This is a genomic window from Bacillus weihaiensis (assembly GCF_001889165.1).
In the GTDB taxonomy this organism is placed as follows: domain Bacteria; phylum Bacillota; class Bacilli; order Bacillales; family Bacillaceae; genus Metabacillus; species Metabacillus weihaiensis.
Window position 1 is genome coordinate 2,114,508 of record NZ_CP016020.1, and the last position, 17,007, is coordinate 2,131,514.

Genomic DNA, 17,007 nt, shown 5'->3' on the forward strand with positions numbered 1-17,007 from the left:
TACAATTTCTAGTATAGACCTTATTACCTTTCTCGTACCATAGCATAGTAAAAGGCTGTGTTACGGTATAACTGTAATTATTTGCTCCTTCATGATTTTAAGAGTTGTAGGTCATGGTGAAACGTGTCATAGGGAAACCCCTGTGGAGAATGAATATACCGGCGAGGTACCTGGACTGCCATAGTAAGAATGGTTATTTTTAAAAGAAAGTAGTTTGAATTTTTCACTATTCATCTCGCAGAAAGAAATTTCTAGTAATAGAAATCATAGATCCACGTTTCACAAATTTTATAAAAAAAATATTTTTACAATACACAGTTGTTAAAGTAAAGCTTTGTTATTTTCATCAAAACATCTAGAAGAAATCCTTATCATAAATGAGAAAACGGCTATATTTAGAAATTCACTCTATCATGAGAAAGGAAAGATGAGAAATCGACAGAAATAAGAAAGAATACAAAAGTCAAATCAATACGGACGATGCTTGGAATCGCGCTCTATATGGAAGTCCCACTTTTGGAGGCTGTTTCGTTATTATTTTAGTCATCATTTTTTTCTTGTGGTTTTTAAATCAATAGGGGGTTACAGAAAGAATCTCTACAACAACAGCCAATCATTAAAAGTATTGTAAGAATTAAAAGAGGTGAAACAATGATTCTAGTAAGCTCTTGCTTAGCTGGCTTAGAAGTAAGATATAACGGTACACATAGTCTACACCCTAAAATAGTAGAATTAGTTCAAAAAAAAGAAGCGATTATGATTTGCCCAGAACTACTTGGTGGCTTTCAAACCCCTAGAGAGCCAGCTGAAATTAAAGATGGAGATGGCGATGATGTTCTTGATGGCAAAGCTAGAGTTATCGAATATTCTGGATGTGATGTAACTGATTTATATGTTAAGGGAGCAATGGAAACAGTAAAAATAGCGAAAGAATTGAAAGCTGAATTTGTGGTATTGAAGGAAAACAGTCCTTCATGTGGAAGTTCAACTATTTATAACGGAGAATTTAAAGGAAGAAAACTCGAAGGTAGCGGAGTTACAGCCGCTCTATTGAAAAGAAACGGAATCAAGATACGATCTGAGCATGATTTCGCGATGATATTAGAATCATTATATTATTATGTTAACTAATAGGAACATAGCTAAATTAAAGCCAGGAATTCTTATCCTTACTATCATCTTATTTACAACCCATTTTTTCTTCCTTATAATGACGATATTATAACTGAATAGAACATAGCACCTAGGTTCTTAAAACAAGATTTTAAGATGAAAAGGGAAGTTGGTGACATTCCAACACGGTCCCGCCACTGTGAGCATGGAGCAAACAGCCTAATATCCACTGTAAGTTTCTTATGGGAAGGTCGCTGTTATGCAACGAAGTGTAAGTCAGGAGACCTGCCTAGAGTGTCTGTCAAGAATCCTTCGAGGAAAGGAGATTTGAAAGAATACGAGAAAAATAGGCTAAATCTAGTCTTTTTACTCTACTCCTTTTAAATTTCCGCCTTTCCAATTTGGATAGGCTTTTTTTGTACCGTAATAAATAGTGAAAGGAGATCAAAAATTGAATACAAAAGAAAAAGGTTTAACACTCGTTTACACTGGAGAAGGAAAAGGAAAAACAACTGCCGCTATTGGCTTAACTGTTCGAGCAATAGGTCAAGGTTTAACGGTAAGGGTCTTACAATTCATTAAGTCACCCGCACGTACATATGGAGAAAAAGTAACTCTGGCCAAACTTGGTGTGAAAATGGATCAGCTCGGTGAGGGTTTTACATGGACTAAAACCCCAGACATTCATAGGAAAGCACTACAATCTGCTTGGAAGACAGCAAAAGAAACCATCCTTTCAGGTGAATACGATGTCGTTATCCTTGATGAACTAAACAACGCATTGGCCATTGAATCATTTCCAATTCAAGATGTTCTTCCCATTGAAGAAGTTCTTGAGGTCATCCAAAATCGACCTCAGCATGTCCATCTAGTTATTACAGGTCGACATGCAAAAGATGAAATAAAAGAGCTTGCTGATCTTATTTCTGTCGTTGATGTAGAAAAACATTATTATGATGAGGGAATCCCAGCTGTTAAAGGTATTGAATTTTAAAAAGGAGGGATATGTATGGAGCCAAAAAGAGAAGTCAATCAAACCATTTCATCAATTCAACCCGCTAATAAGGAACTAATGGAAATAGCAATGAATTACATAAATACCTTAACGAAGCCTTTAGGCAGCCTCGGGAGAATTGAGGAACTAGCCATTCAGCTTGCAGGTATGAAAGAGACTATTTATCCCGAAGTATCCCCTCCTGGAATTGCTGTGTTTGCAGCAGATCATGGTATAACAACGATGGGAGTATCGGCCTATCCAAAAGATGTGACGGCTCAAATGGTACATAATTTTTTAAATGGCGGAGCGGCAATTAATGCATTCGCAAAAGAGGTGAACGGTAACTTAAAGATTGTTGATATTGGAATAGCAACACAAATACAACATAATTCGTTGCTACAAAAAAACATAAAAAAAGGGACAAATAATTTTGCTGATGAACCAGCTATGACCTATTCTGAAGTATATGAGAGTATTTTAGTTGGCATTCAAACAGCCGAAACACTTATTGATGAAGGAGCAAATTCTATTATCGTTGGTGAGATGGGAATTGGAAACACAACATCAGCTAGTGCACTTGTCACATGTATAACTGGTTGTACTGTTAATGATGCCGTTGGATATGGAACAGGTATTTCTGAAGAGATTCGTAGAAAGAAAGAGGATGTTATTACGAAGGCATTAATGCTTCACCAACCGAATGCAACAGACGCAATTGATCTATTATCTAAAATTGGGGGATTAGAAATAGCTGCAATGACAGGAGCCATTTTAAAGGCAGCAGAGCAGAGAATCCCTGTCATACTTGATGGTTTTATATGTACGTCAGCTGCTTTACTCGCTAGTCTATTAGAAGAAAATGTCACAGATTACCTTATCGCAGGACATTTATCTCAAGAACAAGGTCATAAGCACGCTCTTAGCTTTTTAGGAAAAAAGGCGTTGTTAGAGCTTGACCTTAGATTAGGAGAAGGGTCAGGAGCAGCCTTAGCTTATCCATTAGTATCAGCAGCATGTAGTATGGTCAAAAACATGGCAACATTTGAAACAGCTAAAGTCTCTGAAAAAATGTAATAGTTCAAATGATAAGAATTCTTTGTTTACACTAATTACCACATCATATATAATGATGCATGTCACATAAAACCATATTCAACAATAGGTCCTTTTAGTTACCAAACTATCAAGGATAATAGGGAAGTTGGTGAAAATCCAACGCGGTCCCGCCACTGTAAATGCTAAAGTGACTTTCACAAGTGCCACTGTACAAGGATGTATGGGAAGGTTGAAAGTCATGCTTGAAGTATTAGCCAGGAGACCTGCCTATTGTGGTGTATAAGAATCCTTCGAGGAAAAGGATGGCTTAAAATGCGGGTACCTTTCTCACTCATCTTGCATTAAGCGCCTTTTCCTATTGGATAGGTGTTTTTTTGTTGGCAAAAAAGAATGATTAATAGGAGTGTATAAGATGACAACTATGATGAAAAGGTGGACATTAACTACTATCATCGCTGTATTAATGGTTTTCACTGCAGCATGTGGTACAAATAAAGACCAACCAGTGAATGACACCTCAAGCCAAGAAACAGAAACGGCTGAGGAAAGTAGCCAGCCACAATCAGATGAAACTTTCCCTGTCACAGTGGTAGATGGAACGGGTGAGGAAATTACGATAGAGGATGAACCAGAAACAATTATTTCTGTAATCCCTAGCAATACTGAAATTACATATGCCATTGGACAAGGTGAAAAGCTAATAGCAGTTGATAATTACAGCAACTATCCCGAAGAAACAGCCGAGTTAGAAAAGATTGGCGATCAGCAACTAGATGTAGAAAAAATACTAGCTCTTCAGCCGGATTTAGCGCTTGTTACAGAATATCAGCATGAAAACAATCCTGATATTCTCAACCAATTTAAAGAGAACGGAACAGACGTTGTCGTCATTAACAGTGCTGAATCATTTGATCAAGTTTACGCTTCAATTAATTTAATCGGAAAAGTAACGGGAGCAGCCGAAGAAGCGCAAAATGTCGTACAAGAGATGCAGGACCGTCTAGAAGTGGTAAAAGAAAAAGCAAGTCGTATCGAAGAACCTAAACGTGTATGGGTCGAAGTATCACCTGCACCAGATATTTTTACTCCTGGGCAAAACACTTTTATGCATGAAATGTTAGAATCAATCCACGCAGTAAATACTGCAGGAGATCAAACTGGCTGGGTGAAAATGACGGAAGAAGAAATTGTTACGTTAAACCCTGATGTGATTATTACGACATATGGCTATTATGTCGATAATCCAGCTGAAGGTGTATTAAGTCGAGAAGGCTGGACAGAAGTTCCTGCCATTAAAAACGAGCAAGTCTATGACGTGAACAATGATACCGTTACAAGACCAGGACCTAGACTAATTGACGGAGTTGAAACTCTTGCAGAGCTCATTTATCCAGATGTTTTCAAAAACTAGACCCATATGGATCTATTTCCTTACAGGAGTGTTTGTCGTTTCGGCAGCACTCCTAGGTTTATTTAGTAGTAGTGTTCATTATCCAATAACACTGATCCTTGATATTTTGACAAATAAACTAATAGGTGTTCAACTTTTCCATCATGAAATCCCTCAAACGGCTGAAAAAATCATTTGGGAAATACGATTTCCACGCGTGCTTTTAGCTTTTTTTGTTGGGGCTGCTTTATCCTTAGCAGGCGCTGCCTTTCAAGGGCTTTTACGAAATCCTTTAGCTGACCCCTTTACAATCGGTGTTTCTTCTGGGGCTTCTTTAGGAGCCGTTATCGTCCTTTACTTTCAACTAACACTTTCTTTTTTAGGTGTTTACACACTCCCCATTGTTGCAATTCTTTCAGGGTTTATTGCAATGGTCATTGTTTTTGGTGTAACAATTCTAGCAAATAAACAGTTATCAATCGAAACCATTATTTTAGCAGGAATTATTGTTAGCTCATTTATTAGCGCAGTTGTTTCCCTTATCATCTCACTTAGTCCACAAGAAGATGCTCGATCCATTTTATATTGGCTAATGGGGAATATAGGAATGAGAGGCTGGAGTCATGTAAAGTTACTGGTTCCTTTTTTTATCATTGGAAGTCTTATGCTCATGATACGTTCTAAAGAGTTAAATGCATTTGCACTTGGAGAAGAAGCAGCAGAGCATTTAGGGGTAAATGTGCAAAAAGGTAAAGTACTTATTATAATCGGGGCTTCATTGTTAACAGGTGCAGCTGTATCTGTATCTGGCTCCATCGGATTTGTAGGACTGGTGATTCCTCACTTTACCCGTTTATTAGTAGGACCCAATCATCGACATGTTCTTCCGTTGTCGTTATTTATTGGAGGAGGATACTTAATACTTGCTGATTTACTTGCAAGAACACTTCTTGCACCTAGTGAACTTCCAATAGGCGTTATCACAGCATTAATTGGTGCACCTATTTTTGCCTTATTACTAATTCGTGAACGTATGGGAAGGAGGTAAATCATGATAAATCTACAAGATGTTTCAGGTGGCTATACAAAAACTCCTATTGTAAAAAACATAAATCTCCTAATTCAACAAGGAGAATTTCATGCTCTAATTGGTCCAAATGGAAGTGGTAAAACAACCTTAATTAAGCTATTAACCGGAATATTACCTATTCAATCTGGTACCCTAACCATATTTAATAAACCCGTAAAATCCTACTCTACATTAGAAAGAGCTAAATTAATGGCAGTATTAACACAAGAAACCTCAGTGGAATTTGAATTTACTGTTGAAGAGATTGTGATGCTTGGTCGCTATCCACATCAAGGTGGATTCATTCGTCATATTAAGAAAAGGGATAAAGAAATCGTAGATCGAATGATGAAAAAAACCTCGACATATTCCTATAGGCATAAATCCTTTAAGCAATTAAGTGGAGGAGAAAAACAACGTGTTTTACTTGCGAAGGCTTTGGCACAGGAGCCTAAGATTTTAATATTAGATGAACCAACAAATCATTTGGATGTGAGACACACAATAGAGATGCTACAAATTTTAAAGGAAGATCAAGCAAAGAACAACTTAACCATTGTTGCAATATTACATGATTTAAATATTGCGGCTCTTTTTGCTGATCGCATAAGTTTATTAGAATCTGGTACACTCGTTGCAGAAGGTGGGGCGACACTCTTAAATAATCAAGACATCTTAGAGCAAGTGTATGGAGTAAAGATGAAAGCAACTTCACATCCTGTTGTACCAAAGCCGCAGCTTTCCTTACTTCCAAATCAAACCAATGAACACACAGTAATGCTAAGCCATACTCTTTTGTCCACTAAGGAATATATACACCTTGCTTTCCCAAAACATTTACGCACAATATCCAATGCAGTATTAGGAGAAGGCTTATCATGGAATAAACACTTTTTTAATTTTCACGTAGATCATCATTATACCTGCTCTTATCCAAAACAAGATTTAATAAAATGGATTGAGCAGATTGGCTGGAATCCAGCTGAATCGGTAGGAATGATGACAGCTGTGATCTTAGAAGATGCGTGTATAGATACACAATGCATTGATGACATAGAAATAGTCACAATGATCACTGCAGGAGGTAGCAATGCTGTCGATATTACGAAAAACCACGTTGATGATTTAGGACATAGAGTAGGTACAGTTAATATCATGGTCTTCGTTGATGCCCATTTAACAGATGGGGCACTTGTAAATGCTATTCAGTCAGCTACAGAAGCGAAAACAAAAGCATTTAAAACTTTAGAAATTAACGATCCTGAAACGAATACCATCGCAACTGGAACGTCGACAGATTGTACAATGATTGCAGCAACACAAAATGGTACCATTACCCCCTATGCAGGATCTGGTACAAAGCTTGGAAAAGCAATTGGCTCTGCCGTTTATACTGGTGTGTTATCAGCTCTTAAAAAATATGAAAAGCGAAAAAAAGATGATGACAACATTTGAATTGAATATTTATTACATAGCCTTTGCCGTGATGTTAGACTTACTTATTGGAGATCCCCGTTGGATCCCTCATCCTGTCATCATTATCGGAAAGTTCATCGATGTTATTGAACGAAGGTGGAATAGAAATCATCATATAAAAATGAAAGGCTTCTTCCTTTTAGTCGTGATTGCTTGTGGAGCATACCTAACCATCACAGGAATTATTTGGCTATTATCACTTGTCCATCCTCTCCTATCACTAATAGCGGAGGTCTACTTTATTTCCACTACTATCGCGATGAAAGGTCTGCAACAAGCTGGTTTGGAGGTGATGAAACCTCTCCTACAAAACGATCTTCCAAAAGCAAGGTTAAAACTTAGTTATATTGTAGGAAGAGACACCGAGGACCTACCAAAATCGGAAATTGTTCGGGGAACCGTTGAGACAGTGGCAGAAAATACTGTTGACGGGATCATTTCCCCAATATTTTGGGCTATTATTGGAGGTGCTCCACTTGCCATGGCATACAGAGCAATTAATACACTTGATTCGATGGTAGGGTATAAAAATGAAAGATATATAGATTTTGGCTGGGCTTCTGCACGTTGTGATGACCTAGCTAATTACATTCCAGCTCGATTAACAGCTTTCTTCATGTGGATTTTTGCCGTTTTCATTCCTTATTCTAAACGTAAAAATGCGCTGCTAATAACTTTTCGTGATGCAAAAAAACATCCGAGTCCAAATGGAGGATGGCCCGAAGCAATGACTGCTGGTCTATTAGGTGTCATTTTAGGTGGAGAAAACAAGTACCAAGGCAAAGTGTCCTACCGAGCAGAAATGGGAAAGTACTATCGTCCACTCGAAATAGATGATATAAAAAAAAGCATTGTCTATATGCACGGAGCCTGGATTGTCTTTATCCTCACCCTTTATGGAGGAGTGTTACTTTTTCATCTCATTTAACATTAACTTTATATGAAGGAGTTGATACTAATGAAATGGCCAGCACATGGAGGACAACCAGAAAAAATGTATTCATTAACAGGTCTAAAACAAGACAAGCAGGTATATGATTTTAGTGCAAATCTTAATCCATTAGGACCACCTGAAGCTATGAAACTAGTAGACCCGCAAATCTTATATACAAGTAATCGGTATCCTGACCCAGATTATCTGGAAGCAACGAGACAGATCAGTTTACATGAAGGCGTATCGAAACATAATCTTTTAGCAACAAATGGTGGAGCTGAAGCCATTTTTCTTACAGCGCAGTTCTTTTCTAATAAAAAGGCTTTAATTCTTGAACCCACCTTTTCTGAATATAGGCGTGCGTGTAGCATCTATAACCTTACGATCACAACCCTTACATATGATGAAAAAAACGAGTTTTCCCTACCAATGGAGAACTTACTTTCCACACTAGAAACTGTAGATGTTGTCTTTTTATGCCGACCTAATAATCCTACAGGGACAATGTCAAGCTATGCCGACATGAAACAAATTATTGAACATGCATCCACTCATCATACAGCTGTAGTAGTTGATGAAGCATTCATTCATTTTGTACGAAGTGAGTTTGAGGATCTTACATCCTTACAAAAGACGTATGATAATCTAATCCTCCTTCGATCCTTAACAAAGATTTTTTCCATACCTGGTTTACGATTAGGTTATGTCATTGCCCATGAGAAGATCATTCGAACGTTAAAAGGTAATCAAATTCCTTGGAGTATAAACAGTGTTGTCATAAACCTCCTACCGACTCTTTTTAAGGACCAGCACTTTATTAAAAATACTAAAGTATGGCTAGAACAACAATTGGCGTATTTATCTACAGAACTCCGATCTCTGGATTTTTACATAACGCCATCTGTAGCGAATTTTTACTTACTAAAGGATCTTCATCAAGATCAGGCAAACCTTTTAAACTACTTATTAGAACATGGTATTATTCCAAGACATACTCATACATTTATCGGTTTAGATGGGCGCTACCTACGCTTTGCTGTGAGAACGGAAGAGGAAAATCATTATTTACTACATGTGTTAAAAATGTGGAGGGAAAATAGATGATCACATTTATTTCAGGTGGAGCGAGGTCAGGTAAAAGTGCATTCGCAGAAAAATCTGCTTATCATGTTTTTCAAAAGCACAGAACCCTTACTAAAAGGCTGTATTATTTTGCCACTGCAGAACAAATCGATGGTGAAATGAAGGACCGTATAAACCGACATCAGAAACAACGCGAAGAAGATTGGCGAACAATTGAAGTGCCAACTAACGTGACTGATGAGCTTATCTCAATGAATCCTTATGATGTTATATTACTAGATTGCCTTACAATTTGGTTAAACAATATGATGTATAAAAAGGAGGCGGATCTTATAGTAATTGAAAGAGAAATCCATAAGTGGATGGAGATTTGTCGCAGAAAAAAGCTTCACCTTTTTATTGTTTCCAATGATGTGAATGAAGGAATTATGATAAGAGATTATTTTACTGACCAATATTTATACCTCCTTGAATGTATTCATCGTTTTTTTGTGAAAGAAGCAGATACGGTCTATCAAGTTGTGGCTTCTTTACCAATAAAATGGAGAGGGTGACTAGATGAAAGGTTTCTTACACGGAATTGTATTATCTATTCAATTTCTCACGCGTATCCCAATTCCTATGACGATTCCATGGGAGGCTCGTTCTATCAAAGGGGCGCTTATGTCATTTGTAATAGTCGGTTATATAATTGGGGGCTGTTTAGCTACCACTCTCTATATAATGGAAAATACATTCCCACCCTATGCAACTACATTTGCTTTGCTTTCTTTATGGGTATTTTTAACAGGAGGGTTACATCTTGACGGCTTAATGGATGTAGTTGACGCTTTAGGCTCTAATGCGTCATTAACAAAAAAACACGAAATCATGAAGGATCCCCACGTTGGGAGTTTTTCTGTTGTAGCTCTATTTTTCCATCTTGGCGGGAAGGCAGTTTTTCTTCATGTCATTGTAACAAGTAACCATTTGACATCAGCACAACTTGCACTTGTCTTGCTGTTTATCCCAGCGTGTAGCAGGTTATTTGCCTTGTTCCTTCTTTATAAAGGACCACTGATAAAACAGGAGGGACTAGCTTATGAGTGGAAAAGATACCTATCAGGTAAAGAGGTCTTAATTGCCTCTTTATTTCTGTTCATTCCATTGCTTATACAGCCAATGATGGTTGGACTACTGTTATCATATTTAATTTTGTTTATTGTCGCTTCTTATCGAATTCATACTACGTTTCAAGGAATTAATGGAGATATAGTTGGCGCAGCAATTGAAGGGGGAGAATTATGGGGGCTAACAGTCTTATCCATGTTTATCTTATTCGTCACGGGATAACAAAATATAATCTTGATAGACGATATCTTGGTCATACAGACGAACCATTACTATATAATAATCAACATCAATTTTCCGACATATCACAGCAACTAGCAGATACTACTTTTGATTATTGTTTCACTAGTGATCTAAAACGTTGTACACAAACAGGTCGCCTTCTTTTAAACGATCACATGTTTTGTGAGGATAAAAGACTGAGAGAATTGCATTTTGGAGATTGGGAAGGTGCTACTTATCAGACCCTAAAACATCTACCTGCTTATCAAGCCTGGCTACACGATATGGTCAATATCGCTCCTCCAAATGGAGAAAGCTTTGTTCGTTTGAGAGCACGAGTGAATGAATTTTTTCAAGAATTTTTCTCTTCCCAAAACAAAAAAGAGAAAAACGTTCTTCTTGTTACTCATGGTGGGGTTATCCGAGCTTGTTTAATCATGTTCAAAATCGCTAAAAATCTATGGGACTATCCAATCGAGCATGGAAAAGGCTTCAAGCTGAGCTTTCAATTTGATAAACATAAGGAGGAATGGATATGCAACTCGTGGTCGGAGGTGCCTACTCTGGAAAAAGGGCTTTAATAAGAGAAAAAGAGAGTACATTCGAGCTATTTAGTGCCTACAATGAACAAGCCCTAAAAGAGTGGACTTCCTTTTTAACATCCTCTACTCCTGTTGTAGTAGAAGGGTGGGAAATATGGGTGCTCCAGCAAATAACTCAAGGAAAAAGCTTAGAAACCATTAAATCCTACTTTTTTAATGAGATTGATAAAATATGCGCTCAAGAAAAAGTGCTAGGACACTCGATATATTTTATCATGCTAGAAATGGGAAGAGGCATTGTACCTATTCTTGAAAAAGATCGACACCTTCGAGATCTTTGTGGCTGGATTCTTCAGTATTCAACGAAAAAAGCTGATAATGTGTATTATTGCTGGCATGGACTCACACAAAAGCTAAAATGAATAGTAGGAGATAAGGAAGAAATTCTATGAAATTTTACCGATTTCATCCAAAAATGATTGAAATCGATAAAATATTCATATAATATAAAACTATCTTCATTTTCTAATAATTGAACTTGATGATCTTTTACAAACTTTTCTAACATTATCATATAAAACTACATATTTAGCAGTAAATAAAGATGCCTAACGGCTTAATAGGGAATCTGGTGTGAATCCAGAGCTGTCCCCGCAACTGTATATGCTGACGAAATAAGAGAACCACTGTGTGAAAATCTTTTGCTAGAATAAGATTTTACATGGGAAGGACTTAAAGTAGAATGACGCATAAGTCAGGAGACCTGTCTTTATTTAGTAAGTTTCAGTTTCTTCGGGAGGTGAGAAGGTGAGACGATCGCACATTAAGAATGACGTCACACGTCTATCTTCATGCTATCGTTTTCATCCATTCACTTAAGTTGAATGGATTTTTTTGCGAAATTTACGTCATACTTTTGAAATAATATAAATAAAATGACATGAATAGATAATTAGACAAGCTAGGTGCCTTTAGCTGCTAGAAAGCTAAAGGGTAAAAGGGAAGTTCGGTAAAAGCCGACGCGGTACCCGCCACTGTATAGGGGAACTTCATTACTTAAAATCACTGATTAATAAATTGGGAAGATGTAATGTTCGTGATGATCCTTAGCCAGGAAACCTGCCTAGATTGCTTAACACTTACCTACGGGAATATAGGTAGAAGTGGATAAAAGATGCGCATCATTTGTAGCGTTTTTTGTACACCTCTACCTAAGTAGGGGTGTTTTTTATTGAAATGCCGTAATAATGCTTCGTGTTCATTTTTTGCTCAATGTGACTGGAGAAAAAGACAGGATACTACATGTAGGTCCGTCCTCAGAAAGCGAATGACTGTATCAGACACCATCAACCACGTTAAACAGAACATGTGAGTTAATGCTAAAACTTTAGGAAGAAAGGCTGTGTCAATATGACGACTTGGAATCTATCAGAAACAAAGCATCATGTACTCATTTGCAACGGCAGTAGCTGTATGAGAAAAGGAGGCGAAGAAGCAACTCAGGCTTTCCGAGATGAAATTACAAAATTAGATCTAGATTCAACAATCCATACGACAAGAACGCGATGTAATGGAAGATGCAAAGATGCTTGTGTAGCTATTGTCTATCCTGAAGGCACATGGTACAAAGGCTTGACTCCTGAGCTTAGTAGAGAAATCGTACAACAACATTTAGTAAAAGGGGAAATTGTAGAAGAAGCTGTCATTTATCAATACGAAAATAACTCCTTTACACCGCCAGTCAACTCTAAATCGATTAAAGGAATCGAAAAACCAGTAAAAGAAAATGTGTAATATTCACGGATATTCTTTGAAGGCTCTTACGTATTAATTGTTGCTTTCCTAAAGAACCCACTTGCAAGATTCTTCCCTAGGTAAAAGGTTTAATTCCTAGTAGAGAGAGCAGTTCTTTTCCTTCTTACTTACATAGGGAGTACGTATAAAGAATGCCTGTAAAATAATTGATAGGCAAAAAAATGATAAAAAGTGCCTTATAGAAAGGGTGATGAGGTTGCAAGGTAAGTTAGTCGTCATTGGTTTTGGACCAGGAAGCTTTGAGCATATGACAAATCGCGCAATGGAAGCAATTAAAGAAAGTGATTATATAATTGGTTATAAAACATATGTTGATCTCATTCGAGACTTATTAACAAATCAGAAGATTATAAGTACTGGCATGTCAGAGGAGGTAAGCAGAGCCCAAGCTGCGGTACGCTATGCAGAGGAAGGCAAAACCGTTGCCGTCATCTCTAGTGGAGATTCAGGTGTATATGGAATGGCCGGATTAGTGTACGAGGTGTTAATTGAAAAAGGGTGGAAGGAGAAAACAGGTGTATCAGTCGAGGTTGTACCAGGTATTTCGGCGATCAATTCATGTGCTTCTTTACTTGGAGCACCTATTATGCACGATGCATGTACGATTAGCTTGAGCGATCACCTTACTCCCTGGGAGATTATCGAAAGACGGATTGATGCTGCTGGACAAGCAGATTTTGTTGTAACTTTATATAATCCTAAAAGCGGTCGAAGAACTCGACAAATTCAAGAAGCACAAAGAATTTTATTAAAATATCGAGCGCCCAATACTCCTGTTGGTTTAGTTAAAAGTGCTTATCGAGATCGGCAAAAGATTGAAATGACAGACTTAGAACATATGCTTGACTTCGACATTGGTATGTTAACAACAGTTGTAATTGGGAATTCTTCAACCTTTCTCTATGATAACAAAATGATTACCCCAAGAGGATATCAACGGAAATATACGTTAAATACGAAAGAGCAAAGGCTACGACCTCATGAACGTCTTCGTCATGAAAATGAACCATGGGCATTGCATGGTGGAAAGAATGAGGAAATAACACCTGTCCGACAAAAACCAAAGCAAATAAGCTCTCCTACTTTATCCTTGCATTTAGCAGAAGAAGCTTTACAGAAGGTATCGAACCAAGTCATACAAGAGAAACATGAAGCGATTGTCCAAACACCTATCACATCCATTTTTGAATTTGCAGTGAGTCCTGGTATTGTGAACAAAAAATTCACTCCATCTCAAATGATTGCCTTAGCAGAAGTTGTTGGAGAAGAAGGTTCTATGGAATATACTCCACATCATCAGCTATACATGAAGGTTCCAACTTCAAACCCTGAAATCATTACAAAAAAGCTGACAGACGAAGGGTTTATATTAGAACCAATTGGAGACGTGTTTCAAATAAAAGCATGTGACTTTTGTGAAGGAGAGAAAAAGGATTCTATTCCTTACGCAGAAGACATTCATAACAAGCTTAGTGGCTTAAATTTACCAAAAGAATTAAAGCTAGGATTTAACGGCTGCGGAATGGCTTGTTACGGTGCAGTAAATGAAGATATTGGACTTGTGTTTAGAAAGGGGAAATTCGATTTATTTATAGGAGCTAAAACAGTAGGACGCACAGCACATCCAGGGCAGCCGGTTGCTGAAGGGATCGATCCTGACAGAATCGTTCAAACCATTGAAAGCATCATTTTTGAATATAAAGAAAATGCTCATCCAAACGAACGCCTATTTAAATATTTTAAACGTGTAGGGAAAATCCAAAACTATGAATATCGAGATATGACACCAAAGATCGAAATAGAGCCAGCTCCTTGTGGAGACTAAACGAAACGGATAGGAGAGATGAAGATGAAAGCAGTATTACTTGTTGGACATGGTAGTAGAGATCCTGAGGGTAATGAACAGGTTCGTCAAACCATTCAAGAGCTTATTCCTCAGCTTGACACACACTTATTAATTGAAACCTGCTTTTTAGAATTCGAAAAACCAACAATCACTCAAGGTATACAAACATGTGTTGAAAAGGGAGCAACGAGTGTATATGTTATCCCACTCATGCTTTTAGCTGCAGGGCACTCAAAAATCCATATTCCAGCAGCAATAGATGAAGCAAAGGAAAAATATCCTCATGTTACTTTTACATATGGACGTCCTTTTGGCATTCATGAGGAAACAATTGAAATATGTAAGAGCCGGTTAGAGGAAGTTGGCGAAACACTAAATACAAATGATCCTGATACAGCGGTTATTTTGTTAGGACGAGGAGGTAGCGACCCTGATGCAAATAGTGATTTATACAAGATTACAAGACTCCTATGGGAAAAACTTGATTACAAGTTTGTTGAGCCTGCCTTTATGGGAGTAACCGATCCGCTCATTAAAGAAGGTGTCGAACGCTGTGTCAAACTAGGTGCAAAGAAAATTGTTATCCTTCCTTACTTTTTGTTTACGGGGATCCTAATTAAAAGACTTGAAGGAATGATTGAAGAATTCGCTGAAACATACCCTGCCATTGAATTTAAGCTTGCCGGTTATTTTGGATTTCACGATCGCTTAAAGAAAATCATCTCAGATAGAATCCAAGAAGCCTTACAAGGAGAAGTGAAAATGAACTGTGATACCTGTGTGTATCGAATAGATGCGATGGAACATATTGCCCACCATCATCACCACGACCATGATCATCATCATGACCATGAGCACGAGCACGATCACCATCATCACCATGAGGTTCAAAAGGCATGATACTCTTTCTAGCTGGGACAAGTGATGCTCGAGCATTAGCATTACAAATAAAGGACGCTGGTTATCCACTTCTTACTACTGTTGTAACAGAAAATGCTGCAAAGGAAATGAAGAAAGCTGGGTTAGATGTATTGGTCGGCCGATTAACAAGTGATGATTTCACCTCTTTAATCACTGCAAAAAATCTAAAGATGGTAGTGGATGCCAGTCATCCGTTTGCAGAAGAAGCCAGTAAACAGGCTCGAAAAGGTGCCATTGCTGCTAACGTTCCTTACATCCGTTACGAACGCGAATCTCAAAGCTTTCCTAACAAGAACATAACCCTCGTTGAAAGCTATGACAAAGCAGCAGAATTAGCAGCAGAAAAACAAGGAGTTATTATGCTAACAACCGGAAGTAAAACACTGCAAATTTTCACTGAAAAGCTTCTCTCTCTTCCAAATACGAGAGTAATTGCTCGCATGCTTCCTCGTAAAGATAATATGGAAAAATGTGAAGCACTAGGCTTACCACAAAAAGATATTGTGGCCATACAGGGTCCTTTTACAAAGGAGTTTAATTTGGCACTTTATAAGCAATACGGTGTGACAACAATGATTACAAAAGAAAGCGGAAAAGTAGGCTCTGTTGATGAAAAGCTTGACGCCGCATTAGAGCTTGATATTCAGACTATTATGATCCAACGTCCAAAAATAGATTATGGTTCTACTTTCTCAACCTTTCAGGAGATTTTACATACAGTTGAGACTCATGTAAGCATTGGAAATCATGTGTAATAAGATTGAAGGAGGAGTCTAAAGAAATGGATTTTAAAACCGCATTCAAACCTTTAACCGTTCAGCCACAGGAAATCGAAGGGATTAGCTTTAACATGATTGACTCAGAATTTGGAGAACACACATTCACCGAGAATCAATACAAGGTTGTCCAGCGTGTTGTTCATGCTTCAGCAGATTTCGAACTAGGACATAGCTTACTTTTTCATGAAAAAGCGATAGAGGCAGGAGTAAAGGCAATTTTAAATGGAGAGCAGGTATATGCAGACGTCCAAATGATCTTAGGTGGGGTTAGTAAAGGGAGAATTGAAAAGCACGGAGGGGGAGTACATGTTTTCATTTCTGATCCTGATGTTATGGAGGAAGCAAAACGATTAAATACAACTCGTGCCATCATTTCAGTAAGAAAAGCCATTCAACAATTTGACGGGGGAATTTATGCGATTGGAAATGCTCCAACTGCCCTTTTAGAGCTTATTCGATTAATAAAAGAAGGAATGGCAAAGCCAAGTCTTGTGATAGGACTTCCAGTAGGCTTCGTGTCGGCTCCCGAATCAAAGGAGGAGCTTGCTAAATTAGATGTTCCGTTCATCACGAACGTCGGCAGAAAAGGCGGAAGTACTGTAACGGTTGCAGCGTTAAATGCAATCTCTTTATTAGCTGAAAAGGCATAAAAAA

General features: G+C 37.8%; 17 protein-coding genes and 4 riboswitches. All 17 genes read left to right on the top strand.

The annotated features are described in order from the left end of the window. Positions 1-651 precede the first annotated feature (651 nt). The 17 genes from A9C19_RS10200 (at position 652) to A9C19_RS10280 (ending at position 17,003) form a co-directional block, all read left to right on the top strand. Positions 652-1,131 (top strand): 2-thiouracil desulfurase family protein, encoded by a 480-nt coding sequence (locus A9C19_RS10200; RefSeq protein ID WP_072579846.1) that lies wholly within the window; start codon positions 652-654, stop codon positions 1,129-1,131. Between the two features lie 97 nt (positions 1,132-1,228). Continuing rightward, a riboswitch (cobalamin riboswitch) is annotated at positions 1,229-1,420 on the top strand. A 144-nt stretch (positions 1,421-1,564) separates the two neighbouring features. Continuing rightward, positions 1,565-2,107, top strand: coding sequence for a cob(I)yrinic acid a,c-diamide adenosyltransferase (locus tag A9C19_RS10205; RefSeq protein WP_083584350.1), 543 nt, complete (start codon positions 1,565-1,567; stop codon positions 2,105-2,107). A gap of 15 nt (positions 2,108-2,122) precedes the next feature. Then, positions 2,123-3,184, top strand: a complete 1,062-nt coding sequence (gene cobT / locus A9C19_RS10210) for a nicotinate-nucleotide--dimethylbenzimidazole phosphoribosyltransferase (protein ID WP_072579848.1) — start codon at positions 2,123-2,125, stop codon at positions 3,182-3,184. 69 nt (positions 3,185-3,253) lie between these two features. Further along, positions 3,254-3,451: riboswitch (cobalamin riboswitch) on the top strand. Positions 3,452-3,590: 139 nt separating this feature from the next. Further along, positions 3,591-4,577 (top strand): ABC transporter substrate-binding protein, encoded by a 987-nt coding sequence (locus tag A9C19_RS10215; protein WP_072581835.1) that lies wholly within the window; start codon positions 3,591-3,593, stop codon positions 4,575-4,577. Further along, entirely contained in the window at positions 4,540-5,604 is a 1,065-nt protein-coding gene (locus A9C19_RS10220) for a FecCD family ABC transporter permease (RefSeq protein WP_420835813.1), read from the top strand. The genes A9C19_RS10215 and A9C19_RS10220 overlap by 38 nt, the downstream gene beginning before the upstream one ends. A 3-nt stretch (positions 5,605-5,607) precedes the next feature. Then, the gene (locus A9C19_RS10225; RefSeq protein WP_072579850.1) at positions 5,608-7,080 is read left to right on the top strand and encodes an adenosylcobinamide amidohydrolase; all 1,473 of its coding nucleotides are present in this window, start codon (positions 5,608-5,610) and stop codon (positions 7,078-7,080) included. Then, complete coding sequence (gene cbiB, locus A9C19_RS10230) at positions 7,064-8,029, top strand: adenosylcobinamide-phosphate synthase CbiB (protein WP_072581834.1); 966 nt, start codon at positions 7,064-7,066, stop codon at positions 8,027-8,029. The genes A9C19_RS10225 and cbiB overlap by 17 nt, the downstream gene beginning before the upstream one ends. Before the next feature lie 30 nt (positions 8,030-8,059). Continuing rightward, positions 8,060-9,139: a threonine-phosphate decarboxylase CobD gene (gene cobD / locus A9C19_RS10235; protein ID WP_072579851.1), complete on the top strand. Its 1,080-nt coding sequence runs from the start codon at positions 8,060-8,062 to the stop codon at positions 9,137-9,139. Next, the gene (locus tag A9C19_RS10240) at positions 9,136-9,672 is read left to right on the top strand and encodes a bifunctional adenosylcobinamide kinase/adenosylcobinamide-phosphate guanylyltransferase (RefSeq protein WP_072579852.1); all 537 of its coding nucleotides are present in this window, start codon (positions 9,136-9,138) and stop codon (positions 9,670-9,672) included. The genes cobD and A9C19_RS10240 overlap by 4 nt, the downstream gene beginning before the upstream one ends. A 4-nt stretch (positions 9,673-9,676) precedes the next feature. Further along, positions 9,677-10,450 carry an adenosylcobinamide-GDP ribazoletransferase gene (locus tag A9C19_RS10245; RefSeq protein ID WP_072579853.1) on the top strand — a complete coding sequence of 258 codons (774 nt, stop codon included), beginning with the start codon at positions 9,677-9,679 and terminating at the stop codon, positions 10,448-10,450. After that, positions 10,402-11,031, top strand: coding sequence for a histidine phosphatase family protein (locus A9C19_RS10250; RefSeq protein WP_072579854.1), 630 nt, complete (start codon positions 10,402-10,404; stop codon positions 11,029-11,031). Before A9C19_RS10245 ends, A9C19_RS10250 begins: the two co-directional genes overlap by 49 nt. Further along, a complete protein-coding gene (locus A9C19_RS10255; protein WP_072579855.1) occupies positions 10,986-11,414 on the top strand; it encodes a bifunctional adenosylcobinamide kinase/adenosylcobinamide-phosphate guanylyltransferase in 429 nt (142 codons plus the stop codon). The genes A9C19_RS10250 and A9C19_RS10255 overlap by 46 nt, the downstream gene beginning before the upstream one ends. 163 nt (positions 11,415-11,577) lie before the next feature. Continuing rightward, positions 11,578-11,777, top strand: a riboswitch (cobalamin riboswitch). 161 nt (positions 11,778-11,938) lie between these two features. After that, positions 11,939-12,133, top strand: a riboswitch (cobalamin riboswitch). 269 nt (positions 12,134-12,402) lie between these two features. Then, the gene (locus tag A9C19_RS10260) at positions 12,403-12,786 is read left to right on the top strand and encodes a (2Fe-2S) ferredoxin domain-containing protein (protein WP_072579856.1); all 384 of its coding nucleotides are present in this window, start codon (positions 12,403-12,405) and stop codon (positions 12,784-12,786) included. A 211-nt stretch (positions 12,787-12,997) separates the two neighbouring features. Next, complete coding sequence (cobJ, locus tag A9C19_RS10265; protein WP_072579857.1) at positions 12,998-14,632, top strand: precorrin-3B C(17)-methyltransferase; 1,635 nt, start codon at positions 12,998-13,000, stop codon at positions 14,630-14,632. 24 nt (positions 14,633-14,656) lie between these two features. Beyond that, positions 14,657-15,553: a sirohydrochlorin chelatase gene (locus A9C19_RS10270; RefSeq protein ID WP_072579858.1), complete on the top strand. Its 897-nt coding sequence runs from the start codon at positions 14,657-14,659 to the stop codon at positions 15,551-15,553. Further along, the gene (cobK, locus tag A9C19_RS10275; protein WP_072579859.1) at positions 15,550-16,329 is read left to right on the top strand and encodes a precorrin-6A reductase; all 780 of its coding nucleotides are present in this window, start codon (positions 15,550-15,552) and stop codon (positions 16,327-16,329) included. The genes A9C19_RS10270 and cobK overlap by 4 nt, the downstream gene beginning before the upstream one ends. Positions 16,330-16,355: 26 nt before the next feature. Then, positions 16,356-17,003, top strand: a complete 648-nt coding sequence (locus A9C19_RS10280) for a precorrin-8X methylmutase (RefSeq protein WP_072579860.1) — start codon at positions 16,356-16,358, stop codon at positions 17,001-17,003. Positions 17,004-17,007 lie beyond the last annotated feature (4 nt).

Bases quoted from the DNA above. Each gene is read 5' to 3' on its own strand.
- A9C19_RS10200 (WP_072579846.1), top strand. From the start codon at position 652: ATGATTCTAGTAAGCTCTTGCTTAGCTGGCTTAGAAGTAAGATATAAC.
- cobT (WP_072579848.1), top strand. From the start codon at position 2,123: ATGGAGCCAAAAAGAGAAGTCAATCAAACCATTTCATCAATTCAACCC.
- A9C19_RS10215 (WP_072581835.1), top strand. From the start codon at position 3,591: ATGAAAAGGTGGACATTAACTACTATCATCGCTGTATTAATGGTTTTC.
- A9C19_RS10225 (WP_072579850.1), top strand. From the start codon at position 5,608: ATGATAAATCTACAAGATGTTTCAGGTGGCTATACAAAAACTCCTATT.
- cbiB (WP_072581834.1), top strand. From the start codon at position 7,064: ATGATGACAACATTTGAATTGAATATTTATTACATAGCCTTTGCCGTG.
- cobD (WP_072579851.1), top strand. From the start codon at position 8,060: ATGAAATGGCCAGCACATGGAGGACAACCAGAAAAAATGTATTCATTA.
- A9C19_RS10240 (WP_072579852.1), top strand. From the start codon at position 9,136: ATGATCACATTTATTTCAGGTGGAGCGAGGTCAGGTAAAAGTGCATTC.
- A9C19_RS10245 (WP_072579853.1), top strand. From the start codon at position 9,677: ATGAAAGGTTTCTTACACGGAATTGTATTATCTATTCAATTTCTCACG.
- A9C19_RS10250 (WP_072579854.1), top strand. From the start codon at position 10,402: ATGGGGGCTAACAGTCTTATCCATGTTTATCTTATTCGTCACGGGATA.
- A9C19_RS10255 (WP_072579855.1), top strand. From the start codon at position 10,986: ATGCAACTCGTGGTCGGAGGTGCCTACTCTGGAAAAAGGGCTTTAATA.
- A9C19_RS10260 (WP_072579856.1), top strand. From the start codon at position 12,403: ATGACGACTTGGAATCTATCAGAAACAAAGCATCATGTACTCATTTGC.
- cobJ (WP_072579857.1), top strand. From the start codon at position 12,998: ATGAGGTTGCAAGGTAAGTTAGTCGTCATTGGTTTTGGACCAGGAAGC.
- A9C19_RS10270 (WP_072579858.1), top strand. From the start codon at position 14,657: ATGAAAGCAGTATTACTTGTTGGACATGGTAGTAGAGATCCTGAGGGT.
- cobK (WP_072579859.1), top strand. From the start codon at position 15,550: ATGATACTCTTTCTAGCTGGGACAAGTGATGCTCGAGCATTAGCATTA.
- A9C19_RS10280 (WP_072579860.1), top strand. From the start codon at position 16,356: ATGGATTTTAAAACCGCATTCAAACCTTTAACCGTTCAGCCACAGGAA.